The organism is Pseudomonas sp. NCIMB 10586 (genome assembly GCF_023127895.1).
Classification (GTDB): domain Bacteria; phylum Pseudomonadota; class Gammaproteobacteria; order Pseudomonadales; family Pseudomonadaceae; genus Aquipseudomonas; species Aquipseudomonas synxantha_A.
The window spans coordinates 73,598-92,936 of record NZ_SPKQ01000018.1 but is presented as its reverse complement, the minus strand read 5'-3'; the positions used below and the strand labels follow the sequence as shown (position 1 = coordinate 92,936).

General features: G+C 60.2%; 15 protein-coding genes. 11 read left to right on the top strand and 4 right to left on the bottom strand.

Translation table 11 applies throughout. The features are described from left to right. Positions 1-32: 32 nt before the first annotated feature. Positions 33-1,907, bottom strand: a complete 1,875-nt coding sequence (locus E4P01_RS08505) for a GGDEF and EAL domain-containing protein (protein ID WP_216090809.1) — start codon at positions 1,905-1,907, stop codon at positions 33-35. A gap of 220 nt (positions 1,908-2,127) precedes the next feature. Between E4P01_RS08505 and E4P01_RS08500 the strand changes: the two genes are divergently transcribed. Genes E4P01_RS08500 through E4P01_RS08490 form a run of 3 tightly spaced genes read left to right on the top strand, consistent with a single transcriptional unit; the run spans position 2,128 to position 4,354 of the window. Next, complete coding sequence (locus E4P01_RS08500; protein ID WP_078820389.1) at positions 2,128-3,441, top strand: HD domain-containing phosphohydrolase; 1,314 nt, start codon at positions 2,128-2,130, stop codon at positions 3,439-3,441. Then, positions 3,438-3,851, top strand: coding sequence for an NUDIX domain-containing protein (locus tag E4P01_RS08495; protein ID WP_078820390.1), 414 nt, complete (start codon positions 3,438-3,440; stop codon positions 3,849-3,851). Before E4P01_RS08500 ends, E4P01_RS08495 begins: the two co-directional genes overlap by 4 nt. Continuing rightward, positions 3,848-4,354, top strand: a complete 507-nt coding sequence (locus E4P01_RS08490) for a GNAT family N-acetyltransferase (protein WP_032877554.1) — start codon at positions 3,848-3,850, stop codon at positions 4,352-4,354. Before E4P01_RS08495 ends, E4P01_RS08490 begins: the two co-directional genes overlap by 4 nt. Before the next feature lie 448 nt (positions 4,355-4,802). Here the strand turns inward: E4P01_RS08490 and metR are convergent, their stop codons facing one another. Then, on the bottom strand, positions 4,803-5,720 hold the full coding sequence (gene metR, locus E4P01_RS08485; protein ID WP_005785216.1) for a transcriptional regulator MetR: 918 nt from the start codon (positions 5,718-5,720) through the stop codon (positions 4,803-4,805). 78 nt (positions 5,721-5,798) lie between these two features. Further along, positions 5,799-11,369: a DUF6543 domain-containing protein gene (locus E4P01_RS08480; protein WP_216090810.1), complete on the bottom strand. Its 5,571-nt coding sequence runs from the start codon at positions 11,367-11,369 to the stop codon at positions 5,799-5,801. Between the two features lie 281 nt (positions 11,370-11,650). Between E4P01_RS08480 and E4P01_RS08475 the strand changes: the two genes are divergently transcribed. The 5 genes from E4P01_RS08475 (at position 11,651) to E4P01_RS08455 (ending at position 15,237) form a co-directional block, all read left to right on the top strand. Next, positions 11,651-12,670, top strand: a complete 1,020-nt coding sequence (locus E4P01_RS08475; protein WP_216090811.1) for an alpha/beta hydrolase — start codon at positions 11,651-11,653, stop codon at positions 12,668-12,670. A gap of 55 nt (positions 12,671-12,725) precedes the next feature. Continuing rightward, positions 12,726-13,379 carry a DsbA family oxidoreductase gene (locus E4P01_RS08470; protein ID WP_032877552.1) on the top strand — a complete coding sequence of 218 codons (654 nt, stop codon included), beginning with the start codon at positions 12,726-12,728 and terminating at the stop codon, positions 13,377-13,379. Between the two features lie 159 nt (positions 13,380-13,538). After that, a complete protein-coding gene (locus E4P01_RS08465) occupies positions 13,539-14,459 on the top strand; it encodes an arginase (protein WP_216090812.1) in 921 nt (306 codons plus the stop codon). Continuing rightward, complete coding sequence (locus E4P01_RS08460; protein WP_032877549.1) at positions 14,456-14,836, top strand: EamA family transporter; 381 nt, start codon at positions 14,456-14,458, stop codon at positions 14,834-14,836. Before E4P01_RS08465 ends, E4P01_RS08460 begins: the two co-directional genes overlap by 4 nt. Beyond that, a complete protein-coding gene (locus E4P01_RS08455; protein WP_078820405.1) occupies positions 14,833-15,237 on the top strand; it encodes an EamA family transporter in 405 nt (134 codons plus the stop codon). Before E4P01_RS08460 ends, E4P01_RS08455 begins: the two co-directional genes overlap by 4 nt. A 107-nt stretch (positions 15,238-15,344) precedes the next feature. Here E4P01_RS08455 and E4P01_RS08450 read toward each other — a convergent pair whose 3' ends face one another. Next, positions 15,345-16,115, bottom strand: coding sequence for a MipA/OmpV family protein (locus E4P01_RS08450; protein WP_005785228.1), 771 nt, complete (start codon positions 16,113-16,115; stop codon positions 15,345-15,347). Between the two features lie 226 nt (positions 16,116-16,341). On the opposite strand from E4P01_RS08450, the gene E4P01_RS08445 reads away from it, so the two are divergent. The 3 genes from E4P01_RS08445 to E4P01_RS08435 are packed head-to-tail and all read left to right on the top strand — an operon-like array spanning position 16,342 to position 19,323. After that, entirely contained in the window at positions 16,342-17,046 is a 705-nt protein-coding gene (locus tag E4P01_RS08445) for an MtnX-like HAD-IB family phosphatase (RefSeq protein WP_032877547.1), read from the top strand. Further along, positions 17,039-18,433: an aminotransferase class III-fold pyridoxal phosphate-dependent enzyme gene (locus tag E4P01_RS08440; RefSeq protein ID WP_005785231.1), complete on the top strand. Its 1,395-nt coding sequence runs from the start codon at positions 17,039-17,041 to the stop codon at positions 18,431-18,433. The genes E4P01_RS08445 and E4P01_RS08440 overlap by 8 nt, the downstream gene beginning before the upstream one ends. Then, complete coding sequence (locus E4P01_RS08435; RefSeq protein WP_005785233.1) at positions 18,430-19,323, top strand: alpha/beta fold hydrolase; 894 nt, start codon at positions 18,430-18,432, stop codon at positions 19,321-19,323. The genes E4P01_RS08440 and E4P01_RS08435 overlap by 4 nt, the downstream gene beginning before the upstream one ends. Positions 19,324-19,339 lie beyond the last annotated feature (16 nt).

The window sequence follows — 19,339 nt, the reverse complement described above, 5'->3', positions numbered from 1 at the left end:
TGCTCAAGCGAGCACTCCTTGCAGGCCTAGGGCTATGGATGGGGCATCAGTGTCGCGCAACCCACTTGCAGCAACTGCACGAAATCCTTGGGGGGCAACGCCTTGCTGAAGAGAAAACCCTGGCCCTCTTCACACTTGTGGGCCTTGAGGAAATTGAGTTGCTCGACGGTTTCCACGCCTTCGGCAATGATGTTCAGCTCCAGGCTCTTGCCCATGCCGATGATAGCGCTGATCAGTTGTTCGTCCTGGTTATTTACGCTGAGGCCGCGCACGAAGGACTGGTCTATTTTCAGCACATCGATGGGAAAGCGCCGCAGGTAGCTCAGACTCGAATAGCCGGTGCCGAAATCGTCCAGCGCCAGACGCACGCCTATGGCCTTGATTCTGCGCAGGGTATCTACGGTCTCGTCGACATTCTGCATCAGCACGCTTTCGGTGATTTCCAGCTCCAGCTGGGCGGGCGGCAGGCCGGTTTGCTTGAGGATGGCGGCCAGGTTGTCGACGAAGTCCCGTTGGCGAAAGTCGATCGCCGAGATGTTCACCGACATGCGCAGCGGCGCCAGGCCCAGATCCCGCCAGGCTTGGGCTTGCTCGCAGGCCTGGCGCAACACCCACTGGGTCAGGCGCACGATCAGCCCGCTGTCTTCGGCCACCGGAATGAACTGCGCCGGGCTGATCCAGCCTGACTGCGGTTCAAACCAGCGGGTCAACGCCTCGGCGCCGACGATCCGCCCGGACGCCAGATCCAGCTTGGGTTGGTAATGCAGGACGAACTCATGGCGTTCCAGGGCCTGGCGCATCGCGCTCTCCAGGTTTTGCTGGTGCTGGGCGCGGCGGTTCATGTCTTCGGTGTAAAAGCTGAAGTCGTTGGGGCCACGTTCCTTGCTGGTGCGCATGGCGGTTTCGGCGTGCTTGATCAGTTGCACCGCATTGGTACTGTCATTGGGGTAAATGCTGATACCCAGGCTTGCGGTGACGTTCAGGTCGTGCCCCGCAATATGACGCGTTGCGCTGACGGCGCTGAGCAGTTTTTGCGCAATGTGTTGGGTTTGCTGAGGGTGTTGGATATCGTTGAGCAGGATCACGAACTCATCGGCGCCGTAGCGAAACGTTGAATCCGAAGCGCGTACCGTCGCCACCAGGCTGCGACTGACGTGCTGCAGCACTTCATCGCCCACCGGATAGCCGAGGGCGTTGTTGATGCGTTTGAAGCGGTCCAGCCCGATAAACATCACCGCCAGTTGCGAGTCATGCCGCCGGCCCAGGGCGATGGCCTGGGTCAGCCGGTCGCCGAGTAACGTGCTGTTGGGCAACTCGGTGAGGGCATCGTATTGCAACAGGTGCGAGACCTTGAGCAGTTCCTGCACGCGTTCTTCAATGATGCGTTCCAGGCCGAGCACCTTGTGGGCCACGTCCTGGGCCAGTTGCCATTTCCAGGTCAGTGCGCTGGCCATCTGGCGGATTTCCAAGGGGTCGAAAGGTTTTTTCAGGATCAGCAACTGATCGCTGTATTTCAGTCGCGCTTCGATGGCCTCAAAGGAATAGTCGGAGTAGGCGGTGCACAGGGCGATTTGCAGGTTGGGGTCGACGTTCCATAGCTGTTCGATGGTTTGCAGCCCGTCCCAGCCGGGCGGCATGCGCATGTCGATAAACACCATGGCGTAGGGGGCGTTGTCCGCCAGCGCCTTGTTCACCAGCGCCAGCGCTTCCTGACCCTGGTAGGCGGAATCCAGCTCGAACGCTTGGCGCAACGGTGCAGTGGTGCCGAACAGGGTCGACTCCAGGGTATCGAGGGAGGGCTTGCCGTCTTCATCGGCGCAGAGGATCTTGCGAAAGTCCTGATGGATCGAGGCGGTGTCATCGACGATGAGGATGCGACGGTTGGCACGTTCACCTTGGGTGTTCATGGCGCGTCTGGCCTAGGCAAAAGACTTGATGGCATAGCGATTCCTTCCCTGGCTGGACTGCGTAGCTCGGTGCCCACTGGCAGTGACAGCATAGTCGAGCTCCTTGATATCGACGGCCACTTGGCGTCAAATCAACAGCGCTGTGCGCCGGGAGCCGGTACGGGCACGTCCCCCCTCGTCAATCTAGCTTAACTTCGTTCAATTTGAAGGCAGAGTCACCATGGATGAACAACTCGCTACGAAGTCTGCCGTTTTGCTGGTTGACGATGAGGAATCGATCCTCAATAGCCTGCGCCGCTTGCTGCGCGGCCAGCCTTACGAGGTGTTATTGGCCACCAGCGGCACCCAGGCGCTGGAGATCATGGCCAGTCGGCCCGTGGATTTGGTGATGAGCGATGCGCGTATGCCCGGTATGGACGGGGCCACGCTTCTGGCGCAGGTTCACCGCCTGTATCCCGCCACCGGCCGCATCCTGCTCACCGGTTACGCAGACCATGACACCATCATCAAGGCAATCAATGACGGGCAGATCCACCGTTACATCAGCAAGCCCTGGAATGACGCAGAGCTGATACTGGTGCTGCAGCAGTGCCTCGAACACCAGCGGCTCCAACAACTGACCCGCGAGCAGAACGAGCAGCTCAAAGCGCTCAACGCCACCCTGGAAAAACGCGTGACCGCGCGCACCGCCGAGTTGCAGCAGACCGCCGATATGCTCGACCTGGCCTATGACGAGCTCAAGCGCAGCTACGTGACCGGCACTGAAGTGTTTTCGCTGTTGGCCAACCTGCGCTTGCCCAAGAACAAGCAGACCAACCGCGCGTTGATCGAGCTGATCCGCGTGTGCTGCGCCGCCCAGTCCCTGGACGAAGCCAGCACCCGCGACCTGACCATGGCCGCCGCGCTGTACAACATCGGCAAGCTGAGCTGGAGCGACAGCATGATGGTGTCGCCGGCGGACAAGCTGCACAGCACCGACCGCGCGCAGTATCGCGAGTACCCGACGCAAAGCGAATCACTGTTGATGACCCTGGAGCCGATGAAGGATGCAGCGCGGATCATTCGTCATCATCAGGAACGGTGGGACGGCTCGGGGTTTCCCGACCACCTCAAGGGCGAGGCCATTCCGGCGGGGGCGCGGTTGTTGAAGCTGGCGGTGGATTTCATCGAGCTGCAAAAGGGCTTGATCCTGGAGCGGCACCTGAACAGCGACGAAGCGCTGCTGTATATCCGCAAATACGCCGGGCGTTTGTATGACCCGACGCTGGTGGAAGACTTTGTGCTGGCCTGCGCGACTTTCCTCAGTGACGTGACCCTGGGCGACCCCACGGTCAAAGTCCTCACTACCCGCGAACTTGAAGCCGGGATGGTGCTTGCCCGCAACCTCAATGCCGACAACGGCATGTTGCTGCTCAACGCCGGCAAGGTGTTGAACCTGCCGCTGGTAGACAAGCTGATTGCCTTCGAAGCCATGGAGGGTGCCAAATACAGCATATTCATCAAACAACCGGACGAGACCTCGATTCCTTCATGAGCCATTCAACTATCCGCATCGCCGCCGCCGTCCTGATCGATAAAGACGGCCAAACCCTGCTGGTACGCAAGCGCGGCACCCGGGCCTTCATGCAGCCTGGCGGCAAGATCGACGCTGACGAAACCCCGCTCCAGGCGTTGGCTCGTGAGCTGCACGAAGAGCTGAACCTGCACATCAATCCGCAAGAAGCCGTGTACCTCGGCCAATTCTCGAGCCGGGCCGCAAACGAGCCGGGTTTTATGGTGCAGGCCGATATGTACCAGCTGCATATCGACGTGGCGGTCGAACCGGCGGCTGAAATAGAAGAAATATGCTGGATCGACCCCATGGGCGACGGTGGCCTGGAGTTGGCGCCGCTGACGCGTGAGTTCATCCTGCCGCATTATCGTGCTTCCTTGTTCAGCGCATGATGATTCGCCCGCTGCAGGCTAGCGATGCCCTGGCGTATCGGGCGTTGATGCTTGAGGCTTATGGCGCTTATCCCCAGGCGTTTACCTCCAGTGTTGCCGAGCGCGCCGCGATGCCCCTCAGCTGGTGGGAAAAACGCGTGAGCAGCGCGCTGGATCACCTGCTTGGCGCATTCGAGGGCGACCAATTGGCGGGTATCGTCGGCCTGGCGTTCGAACCGCGGGAGAAGGCGTGGCACAAGGCGACATTATTCGGCATGTATGTGAGCGCGGCTTATCAACAGCGAGGCTTGGGCCGGCAACTGGTAGAGGCCGCGCTGGAGGAGGCCCGTAGGCACCCGCGGCTGGAACTGATCCAACTGACTGTCACTGCCGGGAATGAGGCAGCGTTTGCGCTGTACCAGCGTTGCGGCTTCATTCAGTACGGCTTGGAGCCGTTGGCGGTGCGGGTAGGTGAGGAGTATTTCGATAAAATCCACATGTGGCGTGAGTTAAAAGATCAGTGATATCCAATGTGGGAGGGGCGGTGCGACGGTTCGACTTGCCCCCGATGGCGGCCTCAGGGTTGGTTGGGATGCTGGATCAGACTGAGTACATATCCGTTATTTGGGTAACGGCTGCTATTGGTTCCGCTTTTACAGCGGGTCACTTTTGGAAAAGAGCCCGGAATGCCGGCCCAGCCAAAAGTAACCAAAAGGGCTCTTGCCCCACCACTCGGCACCTCGCTCAGGCTCGGTGTGCCCGTAATCCGCCATGGATTTGGGGGGCCGCCGCCACGCGCCATCCATGGCGCAGGGCGGCTAAACCGGCATCCCTGCCGGTTTACCCCCCAAATCCATGGCGGATTACGGCCAGCGTGGTTTAACGGGGCGCCTAAGATCAAGATCAAAAGCAGATCAAGATCAAGAGCGGCTCGCTTCGCATCGTGGTTACCGTTGGCGGCTGCGAAGTCGCTTAACGCACTGCGCTGACCCCATCCAGGGTGGAAAACGACGTGTCCTTGGCCGTCAGCAAGAAGTCGCGCATGTACGGCGCATCCAGCATGTCCGCCCGAATGCCCGCGTACAGCGTGGCGAACAGACCTTTCTCGCCCAGGCGCTTGGCCTTCACATACCCGCGTGAGCTGTACTCATGCAGCGCCCAGTGGGGCATACCGCAGACGCCTCGGCCGCTGGCCACCAGTTGCATCATCATCACCGTCAGCTCCGAGGTGCGTACCAGGGCGGGTTCCACGTCGGCCGGTTCCAGGAAGCGGGTGAAGATGTCCAGGCGGTCTCTTTCCACCGGGTAGGTGATCAGGGTTTCCGTCAGCAGATCTTCCGGCACGATGTATGACTTGTTCGCCAGCGGGTGCTGGTTGGCCACGGCCAACATGGCTTCGTAGGTGAACAGCGGCACATAGGTGATACCCGGCAGCTCCAGCGGGTCGGAAGTCACCACCAGGTCCAGGTCGCCACGGGCCAGGGCCGGCAGGGGGGCGAAGGCAAAGCCGGAGGCCAGGTCGAGCTCGACCTCCGGCCACGCATCGCGGAACTGGTCGATAGTGGGCATCAGCCACTGGAAGCAGCTGTGGCATTCGATGGCCATGTGCAGGCGCCCGGCGGTGCCGCCTGCCAGCCGTGCGATGTCGCGTTCGGCGCCACGCAGCAAGGGCAGGGTGGCGTCCGCCAGTTGCAGCAGACGCAGACCTGCGCTGGTGAAGCGCACAGGCTTGGTCTTGCGCGCGAACAGCGGCATGCCCAGGCGCTCTTCCAGTTCCTTGAACTGGTGGGACAAGGCGGACTGTGTCAGGTGCAGGCGCTCGGCTGCCTCTACCAGGCTGTCGGCTTCACGCAGGGCATGCAGTGTTTTTAGATGACGGATTTCCAGCACTGTCGCCTCCATGAATAGTATTTGCGCACAATGATAATTCATTGAAAGCTCTTCATGTTGGCCGCCCACCTATTGGGCTTACTTCAGCGCCTGGAAGTGCATTCTGGCGAAGGGCTTTTCGATAGACCCACGCCAGATTTTAGTGTCTGCAAATGCCAGTCCCTCTGCTGCGGCTTGCCATTTCATTCCCAGGTAGCGTTGTTCAAAGCGCTTTAAATGCGCCTTGGGGAAACTGTCGAACGAGGACTGCAGCGCGTCATAGTGAAAGTGCGCGTACCAGATCGGTTGGTCAGCCTTAGCCTGCCGGTTCGAATCGTAGATCTCGTATTCCTGCAGGTAGTCGTCTTTGCCGTCAGGGCGTTTGTCCCTGAGCTTTTTACGCGCGCCGATTTTTCGAATCACCACTCGGCCTTTACCGGCCAGATAGTCCAGGTAGCCTTCAGTCGGCGTTGGGCTTTCCAGGCTGCGTTGGATCCGTAAGGCTTCGCCTGCCTGTTCAAGCGCAGTTGCACGAGTGCGTAATTGATCGACAATCGGGTTGCCCGCGTCCAGGCTTTGCACGTTGTTGGCGCGAATCCTGAGTTGTTTGGCTTCGGTGACCAGCCTGTGTTCGAGGTTGATCGGCTCCATGGTTTTGTACCCTCGCACCTGCTTTTCAAAAGCATCCACTGCGTCCAGGCGGGTACGGGCATCCGCAAGCGTGGCGCGGCGGTCGGTGGGCAGCGCAGGCGGGGCGGCGGCAGGTTGGCTCTGGGTCGGGTTCAAACGGTAGGTGTTGCTGTCGCCAACCCTATCCCATACCTCAGTGGGATTGCCGTCGGCGTCGCTGATGATGAATTGTCGCGGTGATTGTTGCCCGGCGGGTTTTTCGGTGCCTATCAATAGTTGCCCGTCCTCGGTTTCAAAGGCCTTCCGAGTAGCGTTTGGATTGGGCTCGGAGGCGGGTTTTTTGATGGCCCGTTCGGCTTTTCGAATCAAGCGGTCAAGGTCTTTTTGCATGAGTTGGAAAAAGTTCGGATCGAAATGATCGGGTGACCTCTCGTTCCAGGCACTCAGATCACGTGAGAATTCTTCATAGACCTTGATGCAGTTCTGCAATATTCGATTGCGTTCGACCCGGCTGATATTGGCTTCGGGTAGGGTCATGTGCGCGGTTAGAGCGCGGCTGACGTTGTGCCTGGCCTGATTCACCGCAGTTTCCTGGTAGATCCAGTCAATGCCCACGGTTTGCTGTCGGCGGGTGATGGGGTGCAACAGTTGGCCGCTGCGCATACTGGTAATGCGCAGGTCGGTAAATTTCTGCTTCCAATGAGCCAGGTTGGCCGCGACCTCAGTGCGCGCCGTTCTGGCGGTAATGCGTTTGCTCCAGGTGCCCATGTCCTTCATCGAGCGCTCTATCACGTTAAGATCATCAAGTATGTTCAGGCGGCATTGCCTCACTTCATTGAGCAGTGTTTGAGTGATGGGGGAGGCTGGAGACAGGTTATCCAGTTGCTGGGTGATCGCGATGGATCGGTCAAGTGACGCCACGGAACGGTTGCTGGCATGGTGAATCAGGTGATTGAGTCGGTCCGACACAATGTGGGCTGTTTTACTCAGTTCTGCTGCATAGTTGAAGTCGGGTAGGCGGACTTGCTGTTGCTGGGCCAGTTCGAGCGACGTATACATCTTCTTGGCGCTTTCGATGTCCCTGGCCAGGTCGACATCCAGGGCTTTGCTGTCTGTTGTTCTTTGAGTGGACGTGGTTGAGGGGGTTGGATAGTCGCTTGCGTATTTTCTTAACTTTGCGGTGCTGGCATCGACTTGGGTCTTAAGGTTGTTGTATTGGGTTGTCACATCGTTACCGAGCGTAGCGCGCTGCGTATTGACCTCCAGCGCGGGTGCCGGGAGTTGCCGATTGACCGCCGGTGGAACGCTGCCCGGCTGGGCTTCCCCACGCCCTCTGCGCCGGCTGCCACCGCCATAAACGGTGTTGCGACCACCATGCAGCGCTCCGTAAGTGTCCCATTGCAGGGCAGGGTCCAGTTCAACGACCACACTGTCGTACCTGTTTCTGGCAATCAGGCGCATTTCTCCGGTGCCGGCGTCGTACCTGACTCTGTAATAACGCCCTTCACTGAAGATGAAGTAATCGCCGGACACGTTATGGCGCAAGGTGTGGCGATAGGGCCCGGTCAACACCGGTTGCAGGCTGCCGCTTGCAAGGGGGTCGGGGTGTTCGAAGCCAGCGAAGCGCTGGCGAGTGGTGGTGCCCTGGCGGCGTTTCAAGGATCGCCAGAAGCTTGGGCTTGGCGCCTGTTTGCCTTGGCGTGCTGCGGTCAGTTGGCGGGCGGTGCTGGCGCGTGCGCTGGGCACCGCGGCCATGGCCAGGGCATCCATGGCCGCATACAACAGGCTTTCGAACACCGAGGCCAGCAGGTCGATGCCATCGCCGATATCACCGCGCCGGAACGCAGCAACCGCCTGATATAGGCTGATGCCAGCGTCTACCAGGGAGACGGCGGTGCCAACCACCGGGACAATACTCAGGGCAATTTTGATGCCGTTGAACACCCTGGCGCTTTGAAGATGGTACCTCTCATTGGCCAGATCATCGTTGGAGCGCGAGTCATTACGATGGGCTTCGAGCAGGCGGCCCCTATGGGCATTCAACTGATGGACAGCCAGCGAAGTGGTGGCGGGCCAAGCAAAGCCTGACTGGATCATCGCGTTTTGGTCTTTGTCGATGGCCTGGCCGATGCGGCTGATGTGTGCCCGTACGTCCCCCTTGATTGCACGGCCCGCGACATACTCCAACATGCTGTCGAGCCGGCACAGTTCAAACAGAGCAAGGCGCGCCTTTTCAAGGCTGGCATAACCGCGCAGGTAGCGTTGGTCGGGGGCGTCGGGTAGGTAGAGCACGATGCTCCCGCTGTTCTGTTCCTCAATGAATGTGATACCCGATAGTGTGATCGGGCTTTCCTGGTTCGTGTCCTTGCCGCCTATGCTCAGGTGGGCCGGCAACAGGCGGATGCGCTTGCCATCGACATCCCAGGCGCTCTGGGTATCGGCATCGATCGCTGTATTGAGGGTACTCAGTTCGTCGCTGTTGATATGGTTTTGCATGACCGCCAGCAGGCCTTGGGCCTTGAGCATCAGACGCAGGGGGTCGACCAGGCATTCGCGGCGGTACTGTTTTTGGAATGTAGACTCCTCCGGTGAACCATCGAAGGCCCTGATAATCCGCGTTTCATAGCGTTGCGCCAGATTGAGGTCCTTGACCATGGCCGCCAGATAGTGGCTGGTGACACCCGCCTTCAGGGTGTTGCCTTCGAGGGGATCATCGGCCGTCACTTCGACGCTCACGAACCCCAGGCGCAGACTTATATCAGCGCCGATGTTGAGTAAGGCCAGGGTGTCCAGGGTCATCTTGCTGCGTTTAGCGCTGGGGACATCGATCATTTTGATTGGCGAGCCCGGCGCGGCACCGGCAACGATATCGCGCTTTTGCGCCACCGAGTCGGGCAGCTCCAGCTCCAGGGTAAAACCTTTTTTAATGCCGAAATCCTTGCGCAAGCGTGCATCCAGCTGTTGGCTGACAAACACGTCACGTGCTGGCAGTGAGCGTCCAAACAAGGCCTGTGAACGGGTCAGCGCGGGGATATAGGCGCTCAGAAGTTTCGTTAGGGTTTCGTGTTTTTCTGTGGACTGTAGGCGCATCCACGGTTGCATGTCGTTGGCCAGCACCTGGGCATTGTATTGCTCGATGAGTTGCAGGTACGCGGCCTCGCGTGCCGCGTTATCCGGGATCAGCAAGCTCGGCAGCGTTTGTGCACGCAGTCTTTCCAACTCACCGGCTAGCGTTGCGGCGTCTTCCGGGGCGGACCAGGTTTGGCGCAGTCTCGCGGCTTTTTCTTCGAAGGCGGTTTGTTGACTGCTCAGGCTGTACTCGAAGGGATCTTGGGCCAATGGCTTGAACTGCAGGGCCAGTACCTCATCTTGGGGATGGATGGCGAACAAAGCTTCTTCCAGCGCCTGTCGGGAGGCGAAGCGTTGCAAGCCGCCGTCGTTACCGGGCCAGTAGACGAAATGCGTGCCGCTGCCGGTGGTTGGGGTTTGCGGGTCCTGGGGGGGAAGCAAGACCAGCGGCCCGTTGAGTTCGGTGTGTGTCGGCTGGAGATCGCCGGGCCGCTTGACCGACAACACCAACGTCATGACGTCAGGCTCAGGCGTATCCAGGGCACTGGTGATCTGTAGCAGTTCGGCTTCGGTGATCTGGTCCAGGGCCCGCTGAATGTTCGCCTCGATCCGCAGCCCCTGCAGGCGCGCCTGGTAGAGCGCGGAGTAGTGGGTGTTGAGTGCGGCGAAATCCAAGTGTCTACGGTTCAGCATGGCGCGTGCCGCGTCTTCAGCGGCGCGTTGCTGCACTTTCAGGTTGTCCAGTTGCTGTTTGAACGATTGCCAGGCTGGGCTCGTCGGGGTGTTGCTGCCGAACAGTTTTTCCAGGGCGCGGCGGTGCTGTCTTATCAGGACCTTGCGTTGGCTGGCGTGCATGCCGTTATGCAGCAGGCCGAACTGTGGCAGGTTACTGTCGACCTGTGCATCGACGGTCGTCCCCGGTTGGTCGGGCGCTTGCGCAAAGAGTGCCTGGGCCCGGCGCTGAACATCGTGTTGGTCAATATGCTGGCTGGCCTGGTAGGCATTGTGGATCTTGACGTGGGCCAACGGCTTGATCGCGTCCTGGTATTGCTGGTTGGCCAACTGCTTGAGCCAAAGGTTGAGGCCGGCTTCCAGCGGGTTGTTGTTGATCTTGTACTCGATACTGGCCAGGGGATCGATGTCGCTGGCTGCGAACAATGTGGTTTGCCGGTCGAGCAACCAACGTTCCAGGTCCAGGCGCCGGCTAAAGGTATGCCAGGCAGGCGCCTGTGTCGGCAGGTACACCAGTTGGCTGACCGGTTGTTCTGTATCCAGGGTCAGGACCCAGGCGCCGGGCAGCGCGATGGCATTGGCCCCGGTGCGCTTGAGCAACAGCTGCTCGACGCAGAATTTTGGCGCGTCGGCCGTGGGCGCTACCGGGTTGATCAGCGAGAACAACGGTGTGAGCACTTCGGGATGGATCTTTTTTTCGGCCAGCAAGTGTTCACCACTGGCTTCGAAGTGGATCCGGTAGAGTTCGGTCGCCCGGTTGAGGCAGGTCAGAGGCGTATTGGGGGCCCGCTCCGTGCGCCAATAGCGCAACCAGTTGTCCTCGATCGCTTGCTCCAGATCCAGGGTTTTAAGCTCATCGAGCAGTTGGGCAACGGTGTGTTGCGCCAGGGGTGGTTGCGCCGGCAGGTAAAGCAGGTTGCATTCCGGTATTTGCGTCGTGTCCAGGTTTGGGTGTTGTTGCAGGTAGAGGCAGGCATCGGTCAGGCTGATCAGGCTACGGCCGCGTTGTTCGGTAGCGGGGAATTGCAGCATCACGCGCTCGCCGTCCAGTTGCAGATCGGTTTGGAGCAGGCGGTTGATCGAACTGCGAACCGTCGGAATGCCGGCCATCAGCGTGAGCATATCGCGGCGGCAGTCTTGCCAGCGTTGGGTGGCGTCGACCAACAGGTCTTCGTCAATGCTCGGTAGCGGCAGTGGAGACCAGACGCCGAAATCGGTGGGGCCTGTAGTGTGGGTCATGGTTTCAATCCTTGAAGTAGGGCGTTGGAGCGCACAGGCCGCTACGTTGCGGACTGTGCTGAAGTGAACAAGCTTTATTCGCTGGCGACCCAAAGGGGACGGTGCTCACGAAAAAAGAGAGCCTCATTAACGTTGAGCAAGAGGAAGGTTGTGGCCTACATAGTTAGAGGCCGATGACCGCTCGGCGTCATTCATCAAATTGTCACGCAACTGTGGCAGCGCGCTTGAACAAACTTCATCAGACTCGCGCTCTACTGGGGTTCTGCGTTTCGGTGTTTTTCATGCGTGTGTTGCTTTTACTGGCCGCTCTGCTATTCGGCCTGCCGTCCTTTGCGGCTTCTCGATGTGATGTCAATGTCCCGACCCAAACCGTCGACCTGGAACAGGTGAGCATCGCCTACCAAAGTATCGGGCGGGCGTCGGACCCTGCGTTGCTGCTGGTGATGGGCCTGGGTGGGCAGTTGATCCATTGGCCGGATGAAGTGGTGGTCGCCCTGTGCGAGCAAGGGTTTCGGGTGATCCGTTACGACAACCGTGACGTCGGCCTGTCCACCTGGCGGCAAGCGCCGGCCAGTGCCAACCTGACCTTCGAAGTGCTGCGCTACAAGCTCGGTTTGCCGGTGGCTGCGCCGTATACATTGACCGACATGGCCGACGACGCGCTGGGCTTGATGGATGCGTTGCAGGTGCAGCAATTCCATGTCCTTGGCGCAAGCATGGGCGGCATGATCGCCCAGCACCTGGCGGCAATGGCGCCGCAGCGGGTGGAAAGCCTCACGTTGATCATGACCAGCTCCGGCGCCGAGGGCCTGCCCGCCCCGAACGCGGCGCTGGTGCAATTATTGTCACGGCGCAGCGCGCCCAATCGTGAGGTGGCCCTGGAGCAGCAAGCCGATTTGCTTGCGGCGCTGGGCAGCCCGAATGTGAAGGATGATCGTCAGGCGTTGCTGCATCAGGCGGCGCTGTCCTACGACCGTGCGTTCAACCCCGAGGGCGTCAAGCGCCAGATCATGGCGATCCTCGCCGAGCCCAGCCGCGTGCCGTTGCTCAACCAACTGCGCGTGCCGACCCTGGTGGTGCACGGCACGGCCGATCCGTTGTTGCCGGTGATGCACGGCGTGCACCTGGCCGCGCATATCCAGGGTAGCCAGTTGAAACTGATACCCGGCCTGGCCCACCGTTTCCAGGAAGCGTTCAAGGCGCCGTTGCTGGCGGCTGTGTTGCCCTACCTGCAGGCTCATCGTGAAGATACCGCGCACTGGGCGCAGATCGACTTGGGCGAGCCTTCGAAGGTGTTGTGAAGTTGGTGTATCGTGCAACCTTTGCGGCGCATTCAAGCCAGCGAGGTTGCCTACCATGAGTACTCCCCTGAAAATCGATTTCGTCAGCGACGTGTCCTGCCCCTGGTGCATCATCGGCCTGCGCGGCCTGACCGAAGCCCTCGACCAGCTTGGTGCCGAGGTGCAGGCCGAGATTCATTTCCAGCCGTTCGAGCTGAACCCGAACATGCCCGCCGAAGGTCAGAACATCGTCGAGCACATCACTGAAAAATACGGCTCCACCGCCGAAGAATCCCAGGCCAACCGTGCGCGCATCCGCGACATGGGCGCAGCGTTGGGCTTCGCTTTTCGCACCGACGGCCAGAGCCGCATCTACAACACCTTCGATGCGCATCGCCTGTTGCATTGGGCCGGGTTGGAAGGCTTGCAGTACAACCTCAAGGAAGCACTCTTCAAGGCGTACTTCAGCGATGGCCAGGACCCGTCCGACCACGCGACCCTGGCGATCATTGCCGAAAGCGTCGGCCTGGATTTGAAGCGCGCCGCCGAAATTCTCGCCTCTGATGAATATGCCGCCGAAGTGCGCGAGCAGGAAAAACTGTGGATCACCCGCGGAGTGACCTCGGTGCCGACCATTGTGTTCAACGACCAGTACGCTGTCAGCGGCGGCCAGCCGGCTGAAGCCTTTGTGGGCGCGATTCGCCAGATCATTGCCGAAGCGCGATCCTGACGCCGCTCTAATGTGGGAGCTGGCTTGCCAGCTCCCACACTTGATACTCATTGTTTTCAAAAACGGCGCTCATCCAAACGCTGGCCCATCCCTTGCATTACCCCCCTAAAGCCCGGCCGGCCTGCGGTTGGGCGCTGCCATTAGGGGTGAAACACTACCTTGAACATACTTGACCTCGACCACAGCCTTACCGGCCAGGCACCCATTGCCCGACGGTTGGCCAACGGCCGGGCCACGCGTCTGGACCTGCTCGATCTGGGGCCGAAACTGCGCCTGTGGTCCACAGAAAAAACCTGGAAACGATTCACCGAACGCCTGGCCCAACGGCCTCGGCCCAGGGATGCGCGCCCGGAAATCCTGTTTGTCGGCTCCGGTGACTATCACCACCTTACGCCGGCCTTTTTGGCTGATTTGAAAGAGCCCGTCAGCCTGATCCACTTCGACAACCACCCCGACTGGGTACGCTTTGCGCCCAAGCGCCACTGTGGTTCTTGGGTCAACCGCGCACTGAAGATGCCGGCGATCAAGCGCATCGTCACCCTCGGCCCGTGCAGCGATGACCTGCATAACCCACAACTGCGTGGCGGCAACCTTGGCGCGCTCAAGCGCGGGCAATTGCAGCTGTTTCCCTGGCAGCACCCGCCGTCGAAGGTCTGGGGTCGGGTCGGTGATGGAGCGGGTCACCAGCAGCAGGAAAACCACCTGCACTGGCGCAACCTGGCAGAGCTCGATTGGGCGAAATTCCTCGACCAGATGATCGCCAGCCTGCCCACCGAAGCGATCTGGATCACCATCGACAAGGATGTGCTGGCCAGCGAAGACGCCGCCACCAATTGGGATCAGGGCGGTATGCGCCTGACCCATCTGCTCCAGGCCCTGCGGGCGTTGGCGGCGCACAAACGCATCATTGGCATCGACGTGTGCGGTGAGTTCGCCACGCCGGAGTTCAGCAACGCGTTCAAGCGCTGGGAAGCCAAGTCCGACCAGCCGCCGCCGCAGCGCTGGAGCGCGCAAGATTTGCAGCGCAATGCCGCGACCAATGAGGCCTTGATCAACCTGTTTGAGGAGCTGTTCCCGTGACCCTGACCGTGGTGTTGCTGCTGGCGTTTTCCATTGTTCTCGATGTGATTGGCCAGCTGTGTTTCAAACTGGGCGTGGACCGCTTACCGCAACTCGATGGCGGGTTCAGCCTGCGCGCATTCTGGGGCCAGGTGTTCAATGCACCGTTGCTCTGGGCCGGTGTGGGCGCCTATGTCATCGAGTTTTTCGTCTGGCTCGAAGCCCTGTCCCGTGCGCCATTGAGTCTGCTGTTTCCGTTGGCGGCTTTGGCCTATTGCCTGGTGGTTCTGGCGGGCAGGGTGGTGCTCAAGGAAAGGGTCAGCCCAAGGCGTTGGTTGGGCACGCTGGTGATTACCTTGGGTGTGATGTTGGTCGCGATTGCGGGGAGCCAGGCATGACGACGCAGACAGTCGATAGCGGTTGGTTACATGGGCGCCTGGGCACCCTGGTGCTGTGGGCGCTGCTGATTGCCACCGAAAGCGCCGGGCAATTGTTTACCAAGGTGGCCGGTGATCAATTGGGGCAGATGGATTTCACTTGGCAGTGGCTGGCCGACGTGGCGCGTAACCCGGGGATCCTGGCGGCGATTGCCAGTTACCTGGGGGCGTTTTTTGTGTGGATGCTGATCTTGCGGCGCAGCAGTTTGTCGCTGGCGTTTCCCCTGAGTTCACTGGTGTTTGTGGCGGTGCTGCTGGGGTCGTGGTTGGGGTTGGGTGAGCACATCAGCCTGTTGCATTGGGTGGGGGTGGGGGTGATTATCGGTGGTATCGCGCTTTTGGCTGAGGGCGAAGAGCACTGAAAACTGTGCTGCGAATCACAGGCAAAATGTGGGAGGGGCGGTGCGACGATGCGACTTGCCCCTCCCACATTTGGATGTGCTTACCTAAGGCAGAACTGCATCGGGTTCTAATCGAAGGTGTAGCTGATCGCCGTCTGCACCTGCCCCTGATTCACCTCGCCGGCCTGCTTGACGATGCTGCTTCGGGCCGCCGAGCCAACCAGATGCACCCAGCTTGCGCTGGTCAGCAGCGACCAGTGGGGCGCCAGGGGAAAGGCGAAGCTTTGGCTCAACGTCACGTTCTGGAAGCCGCCGCTGGCGTTGTAGGGCCGAAAGCCGGTGGCGGCGGCTTCGTTGTTGTCTACGCCAAAGAAGGTATTGGCCTGGCGTGCATCGGCAAAATGCGCCACCAGCCCACTGCTGCCGATAATCCCGCCGCCCAACGGGTAGCCCAGTTCGCCGCCGATCTTACCCAGGGTGCCGCTCTGGGAATGCCCGCCGCCCACGGCCTGGCCCAGTTGCGCGTAGACCCGCCAGAAGTTGGCCGGGGCGTACTGGATGAAACCGCCGACCTCAGCCATGTCCGACACATTGCGCAAGCCCTGCAACTCACCGTTGGAGGTACGCCCTGCCAGGTAATTGATATAGGGGCCGGCGGTGATGCCGTGGGTGTTCAGCGCGCTCCAGGTCAAGCCGTCGTCGGTGCTCAGGCTGACGTCGCCCCAATCCAGGTCCAGGTAGGGCACGGGTCGGGTTTCGTAGCGGCTGCCGGTGGGGTCATGGGGCTGATAGCTCAGGCCCGCGCCCACGTCGCCGCTGATGCCGTCTGCCCAGGCGGCACTGGAGCAGCCCCATAGGCCGAGCAAACCTGCGAATACGGCAGAAGTGATGTTGGTCATGGTGTACGTTCCTGAGGTGACAGGCGCGCATGAACGCGCAAACCCTCGCGCCTGCGCAAGCACTCATGTTGTTTGTAGCAAGCTACAAAAATTGTAGCTTGCAGCACGCCTATCACTGCGACTCTGCCGGCAAACCCCCAGCCCCACTGGGTTTTGACTAGTTGGCACACTCCCTGCTCTATCCCTGTTGCAAGCGCATACAGCGCGCTCTCTCAGGTACAGGTAGATGATCCACTGGCATATCGTGTGTGACTTCGATGGGACCATTACCCCCACGGATGTCATCGACAACGTCCTCCAACGCTTCGCCGGCCCCGAGTGGGAAACCATTGAACAGCAATGGCTGGACGGGCATATCGGTTCACGCGAATGCCTGAGCCGCCAACTGGCGCTGATCAAGGCCACCCCAAGCGAACTGCTGGCGTATTTCGACAGCGTCGAGATCGACCCGGACTTCCCGGATTTCGTTGATCACGTCATGGACCTGGGCGCCTCTATCGAGGTGGTCAGCGACGGCATCGAGCAGGGCATCGCGCGCATCCTGTCGCGCAATTACGTGACCTTGTTGCCGATCCTCGCCAACCGCCTGCGCCAGGTCGACCAGAACAGCTGGCGTATCGACTTCCCCTACGCCAGCGATGCTTGCCGCGCCGCTTCCGGCAACTGCAAGTGCAAATCCACCCCGCGCAACAAGCGCGTACTGGTGATAGGTGACGGCAAGTCCGACATGTGCGTGGCTTCCACCGCCGACTTCGTGTTCGCCAAGGGCAGCCTCGCCGAGTACTGCGTCGCCAACCAGATTCCTCACGCGCGCTTCGACACCTTTGCGCAAGTGACCGCACTGCTGGCCAAGCTGCCCCAAGGCATCGCGGCCAACGCCACCACCTTCAACACCTCTTCTGACACTCAGGAACTCTTCCATCATGTCTGATATCCGTATCGCTACCGCCGAAGACCAGATCCTTCTGGATAAAGAAGCCAAGTATTGCTCCTACGGCGACACCGTTCACTACATCGAGCCTCCGCGTATTTTCAGCCGTTGCGAAGGCTCCTACGTGTGGGACACCGAAGACCAGGCTTACCTCGACCTGCAAATGTGGTACTCGGCGGTCAACTTCGGCTACGCCAACCCGCGTCTGAACAATGCGCTGAAACAACAGATCGACACCCTGCCGCAAATTGCCAGCCAGTACCTGCACAAAGGCAAGATCGAGCTCTCGGAAATGATCGCGGTCGACGCCAAGAAGAAGTTCGGTCTCGACGGCCGCGTGCACTTCAACGTCGGCGGTTCGCAGTCCATCGAAGACTCGTTGAAGGTGGTACGCAACGCCAGCAACGGCAAAAGCCTGATGTTCGCCTTTGAAGGCGGCTACCACGGCCGCACCCTCGGCGCCTCGTCGATCACCTCCAGTTTCCGCTATCGTCGTCGCTACGGCCACTTTGGCGAACGCGCCAACTTCATCCCATTCCCTTACCACTTCCGTGGCCCGAAGGGCATGACCAAGGAAGAGTACGGCAGCCATTGCGTGCAGCAGTTCGCCCGTTTGTTCGAGACCGAATACAACGGCGTCTGGGACCCCAAAACCAACCAGTGCGAATACGCAGCTTTCTATGTCGAGCCGATCCAGGGCACCGGCGGCTACGTGATCCCACCGATGAACTTCTACCGCGAGCTCAAGCACGTCCTGGACCAGCACGGCATCCTGATGGTGTCCGACGAAATCCAGATGGGCTTCTACCGCACCGGCAAGCTCTGGTCGATCGAGCACTTCGATGTGCAGCCGGACGTGATCGTGTTCGGCAAGGCCCTGACCAATGGCCTCAACCCATTGGGCGGTATCTGGGCCCGTGAAGAGTTGATCAACCCGAAGGTGTTCCCGCCAGGTTCGACTCACTCCACCTTCGCCTCCAACCCGTTGGGCACCGCCGTCGGCCTGGAAATGTTCAAGATGACCAACGAAGTCGATTACGGCGCGATGGTCATGGCCAAGGGCAAGTTCTTCCTGGAAGGCTTGCAGGACCTGCAAAAACGCTTCCCGATCATCGGCGATGTCGACGGCCTGGGCCTGGCGCTGCGCTGCGAAATCTGCGGCCCGGACGGCTTCACCCCAGACAAGGCGACCCTGGACTACATGGTCGAGGAAGGCATGAAAGGCGACATGGTGGTGGACGGCCAGAAGCTGGGTCTGATCCTCGACGTGGGCGGTTACTACAAGAACGTGATCACCCTGGCACCGTCCCTGGAAATCAGCTACCCGGAAATCGAATTGGGTCTCAAGCTGCTTGAGCAACTGCTGGTGCGAGCGACCAATCGGTGAATGCGCAAGGGATCGACCTCGGTGAAGGTACCGCCGGCTTCGTTCTCGGTGAAGGTCCGGTCGGGATCCTGTTGATCCACGGCCTGACCGGCACACCGACCGAGTTGCGCCAGGTCGCCAAGGGCCTGGCCAAGACAGGCAATTGCACGGTGTATGTGCCCACGTTGGCCGGGCACTGCGGCGATAACAGCGACTTGCAGGCTACCGGCTGGCGTGACTGGTACGAAGGCGTGCGCAAGACCTTCCTGCAGGTCAAGCAACGCCACGGGCAGGTGTTTGTCGGCGGCTTGTCCATGGGCGCGGTGATGTCCATGTATGTGGCCGCCGAACACCCAGGCCAGGTCGCCGGGCTGCTGATGTACTCCACCACCCTGAAGTACGACGGCTGGAGCATCAACAAGCTGGCGTTCCTCACGCCGTTGCTGATGAAGATTCCATTCGGCGTGCACGTTTGCAGCTTCGAAGAAAAGCCGCCCTACGGCATCAAGAATGAGCGCCTGCGGGCCATCGTCGAGCGACAGATGAAGGAAGGTGAAAGCAGCGAGGCCGGTTTACTGACCATGGAAGGCATTACCGTGCGCGAATTGCACCGCATGAACGCGGTGGTCAAAAAGCGCATGCCCGACATCAAGGTGCCGGCGCTGGTGCTGCATTCGATCGAAGACGACATCACCAGCCGCTGGAACGCCGACTACGTGGAACGCCACCTCGGCGGCCCGGTGACCAAGATTTTGCTGGATAACTGCTACCACATGATCACCGTCGACCTGCAATACCGACGGGTGATCGAGTTGAGTGCCGAGTTTGTCGAGCAGCACACAGCCTTCAGGTCAACGCCGGTCAAGGTGGGCGCTGGCTTGCCAGCCATGGCATCACTGCGGTCTGCCTGACGCACCGAGGCCAGCT

Bases quoted from the DNA above. Each gene is read 5' to 3' on its own strand.
- E4P01_RS08505 (WP_216090809.1), bottom strand. From the start codon at position 1,907: ATGAACACCCAAGGTGAACGTGCCAACCGTCGCATCCTCATCGTCGAT.
- E4P01_RS08500 (WP_078820389.1), top strand. From the start codon at position 2,128: ATGGATGAACAACTCGCTACGAAGTCTGCCGTTTTGCTGGTTGACGAT.
- E4P01_RS08495 (WP_078820390.1), top strand. From the start codon at position 3,438: ATGAGCCATTCAACTATCCGCATCGCCGCCGCCGTCCTGATCGATAAA.
- E4P01_RS08490 (WP_032877554.1), top strand. From the start codon at position 3,848: ATGATGATTCGCCCGCTGCAGGCTAGCGATGCCCTGGCGTATCGGGCG.
- E4P01_RS08480 (WP_216090810.1), bottom strand. From the start codon at position 11,369: ATGACCCACACTACAGGCCCCACCGATTTCGGCGTCTGGTCTCCACTG.
- E4P01_RS08475 (WP_216090811.1), top strand. From the start codon at position 11,651: ATGCGTGTGTTGCTTTTACTGGCCGCTCTGCTATTCGGCCTGCCGTCC.
- E4P01_RS08470 (WP_032877552.1), top strand. From the start codon at position 12,726: ATGAGTACTCCCCTGAAAATCGATTTCGTCAGCGACGTGTCCTGCCCC.
- E4P01_RS08455 (WP_078820405.1), top strand. From the start codon at position 14,833: ATGACGACGCAGACAGTCGATAGCGGTTGGTTACATGGGCGCCTGGGC.
- E4P01_RS08450 (WP_005785228.1), bottom strand. From the start codon at position 16,115: ATGACCAACATCACTTCTGCCGTATTCGCAGGTTTGCTCGGCCTATGG.
- E4P01_RS08445 (WP_032877547.1), top strand. From the start codon at position 16,342: ATGATCCACTGGCATATCGTGTGTGACTTCGATGGGACCATTACCCCC.
- E4P01_RS08440 (WP_005785231.1), top strand. From the start codon at position 17,039: ATGTCTGATATCCGTATCGCTACCGCCGAAGACCAGATCCTTCTGGAT.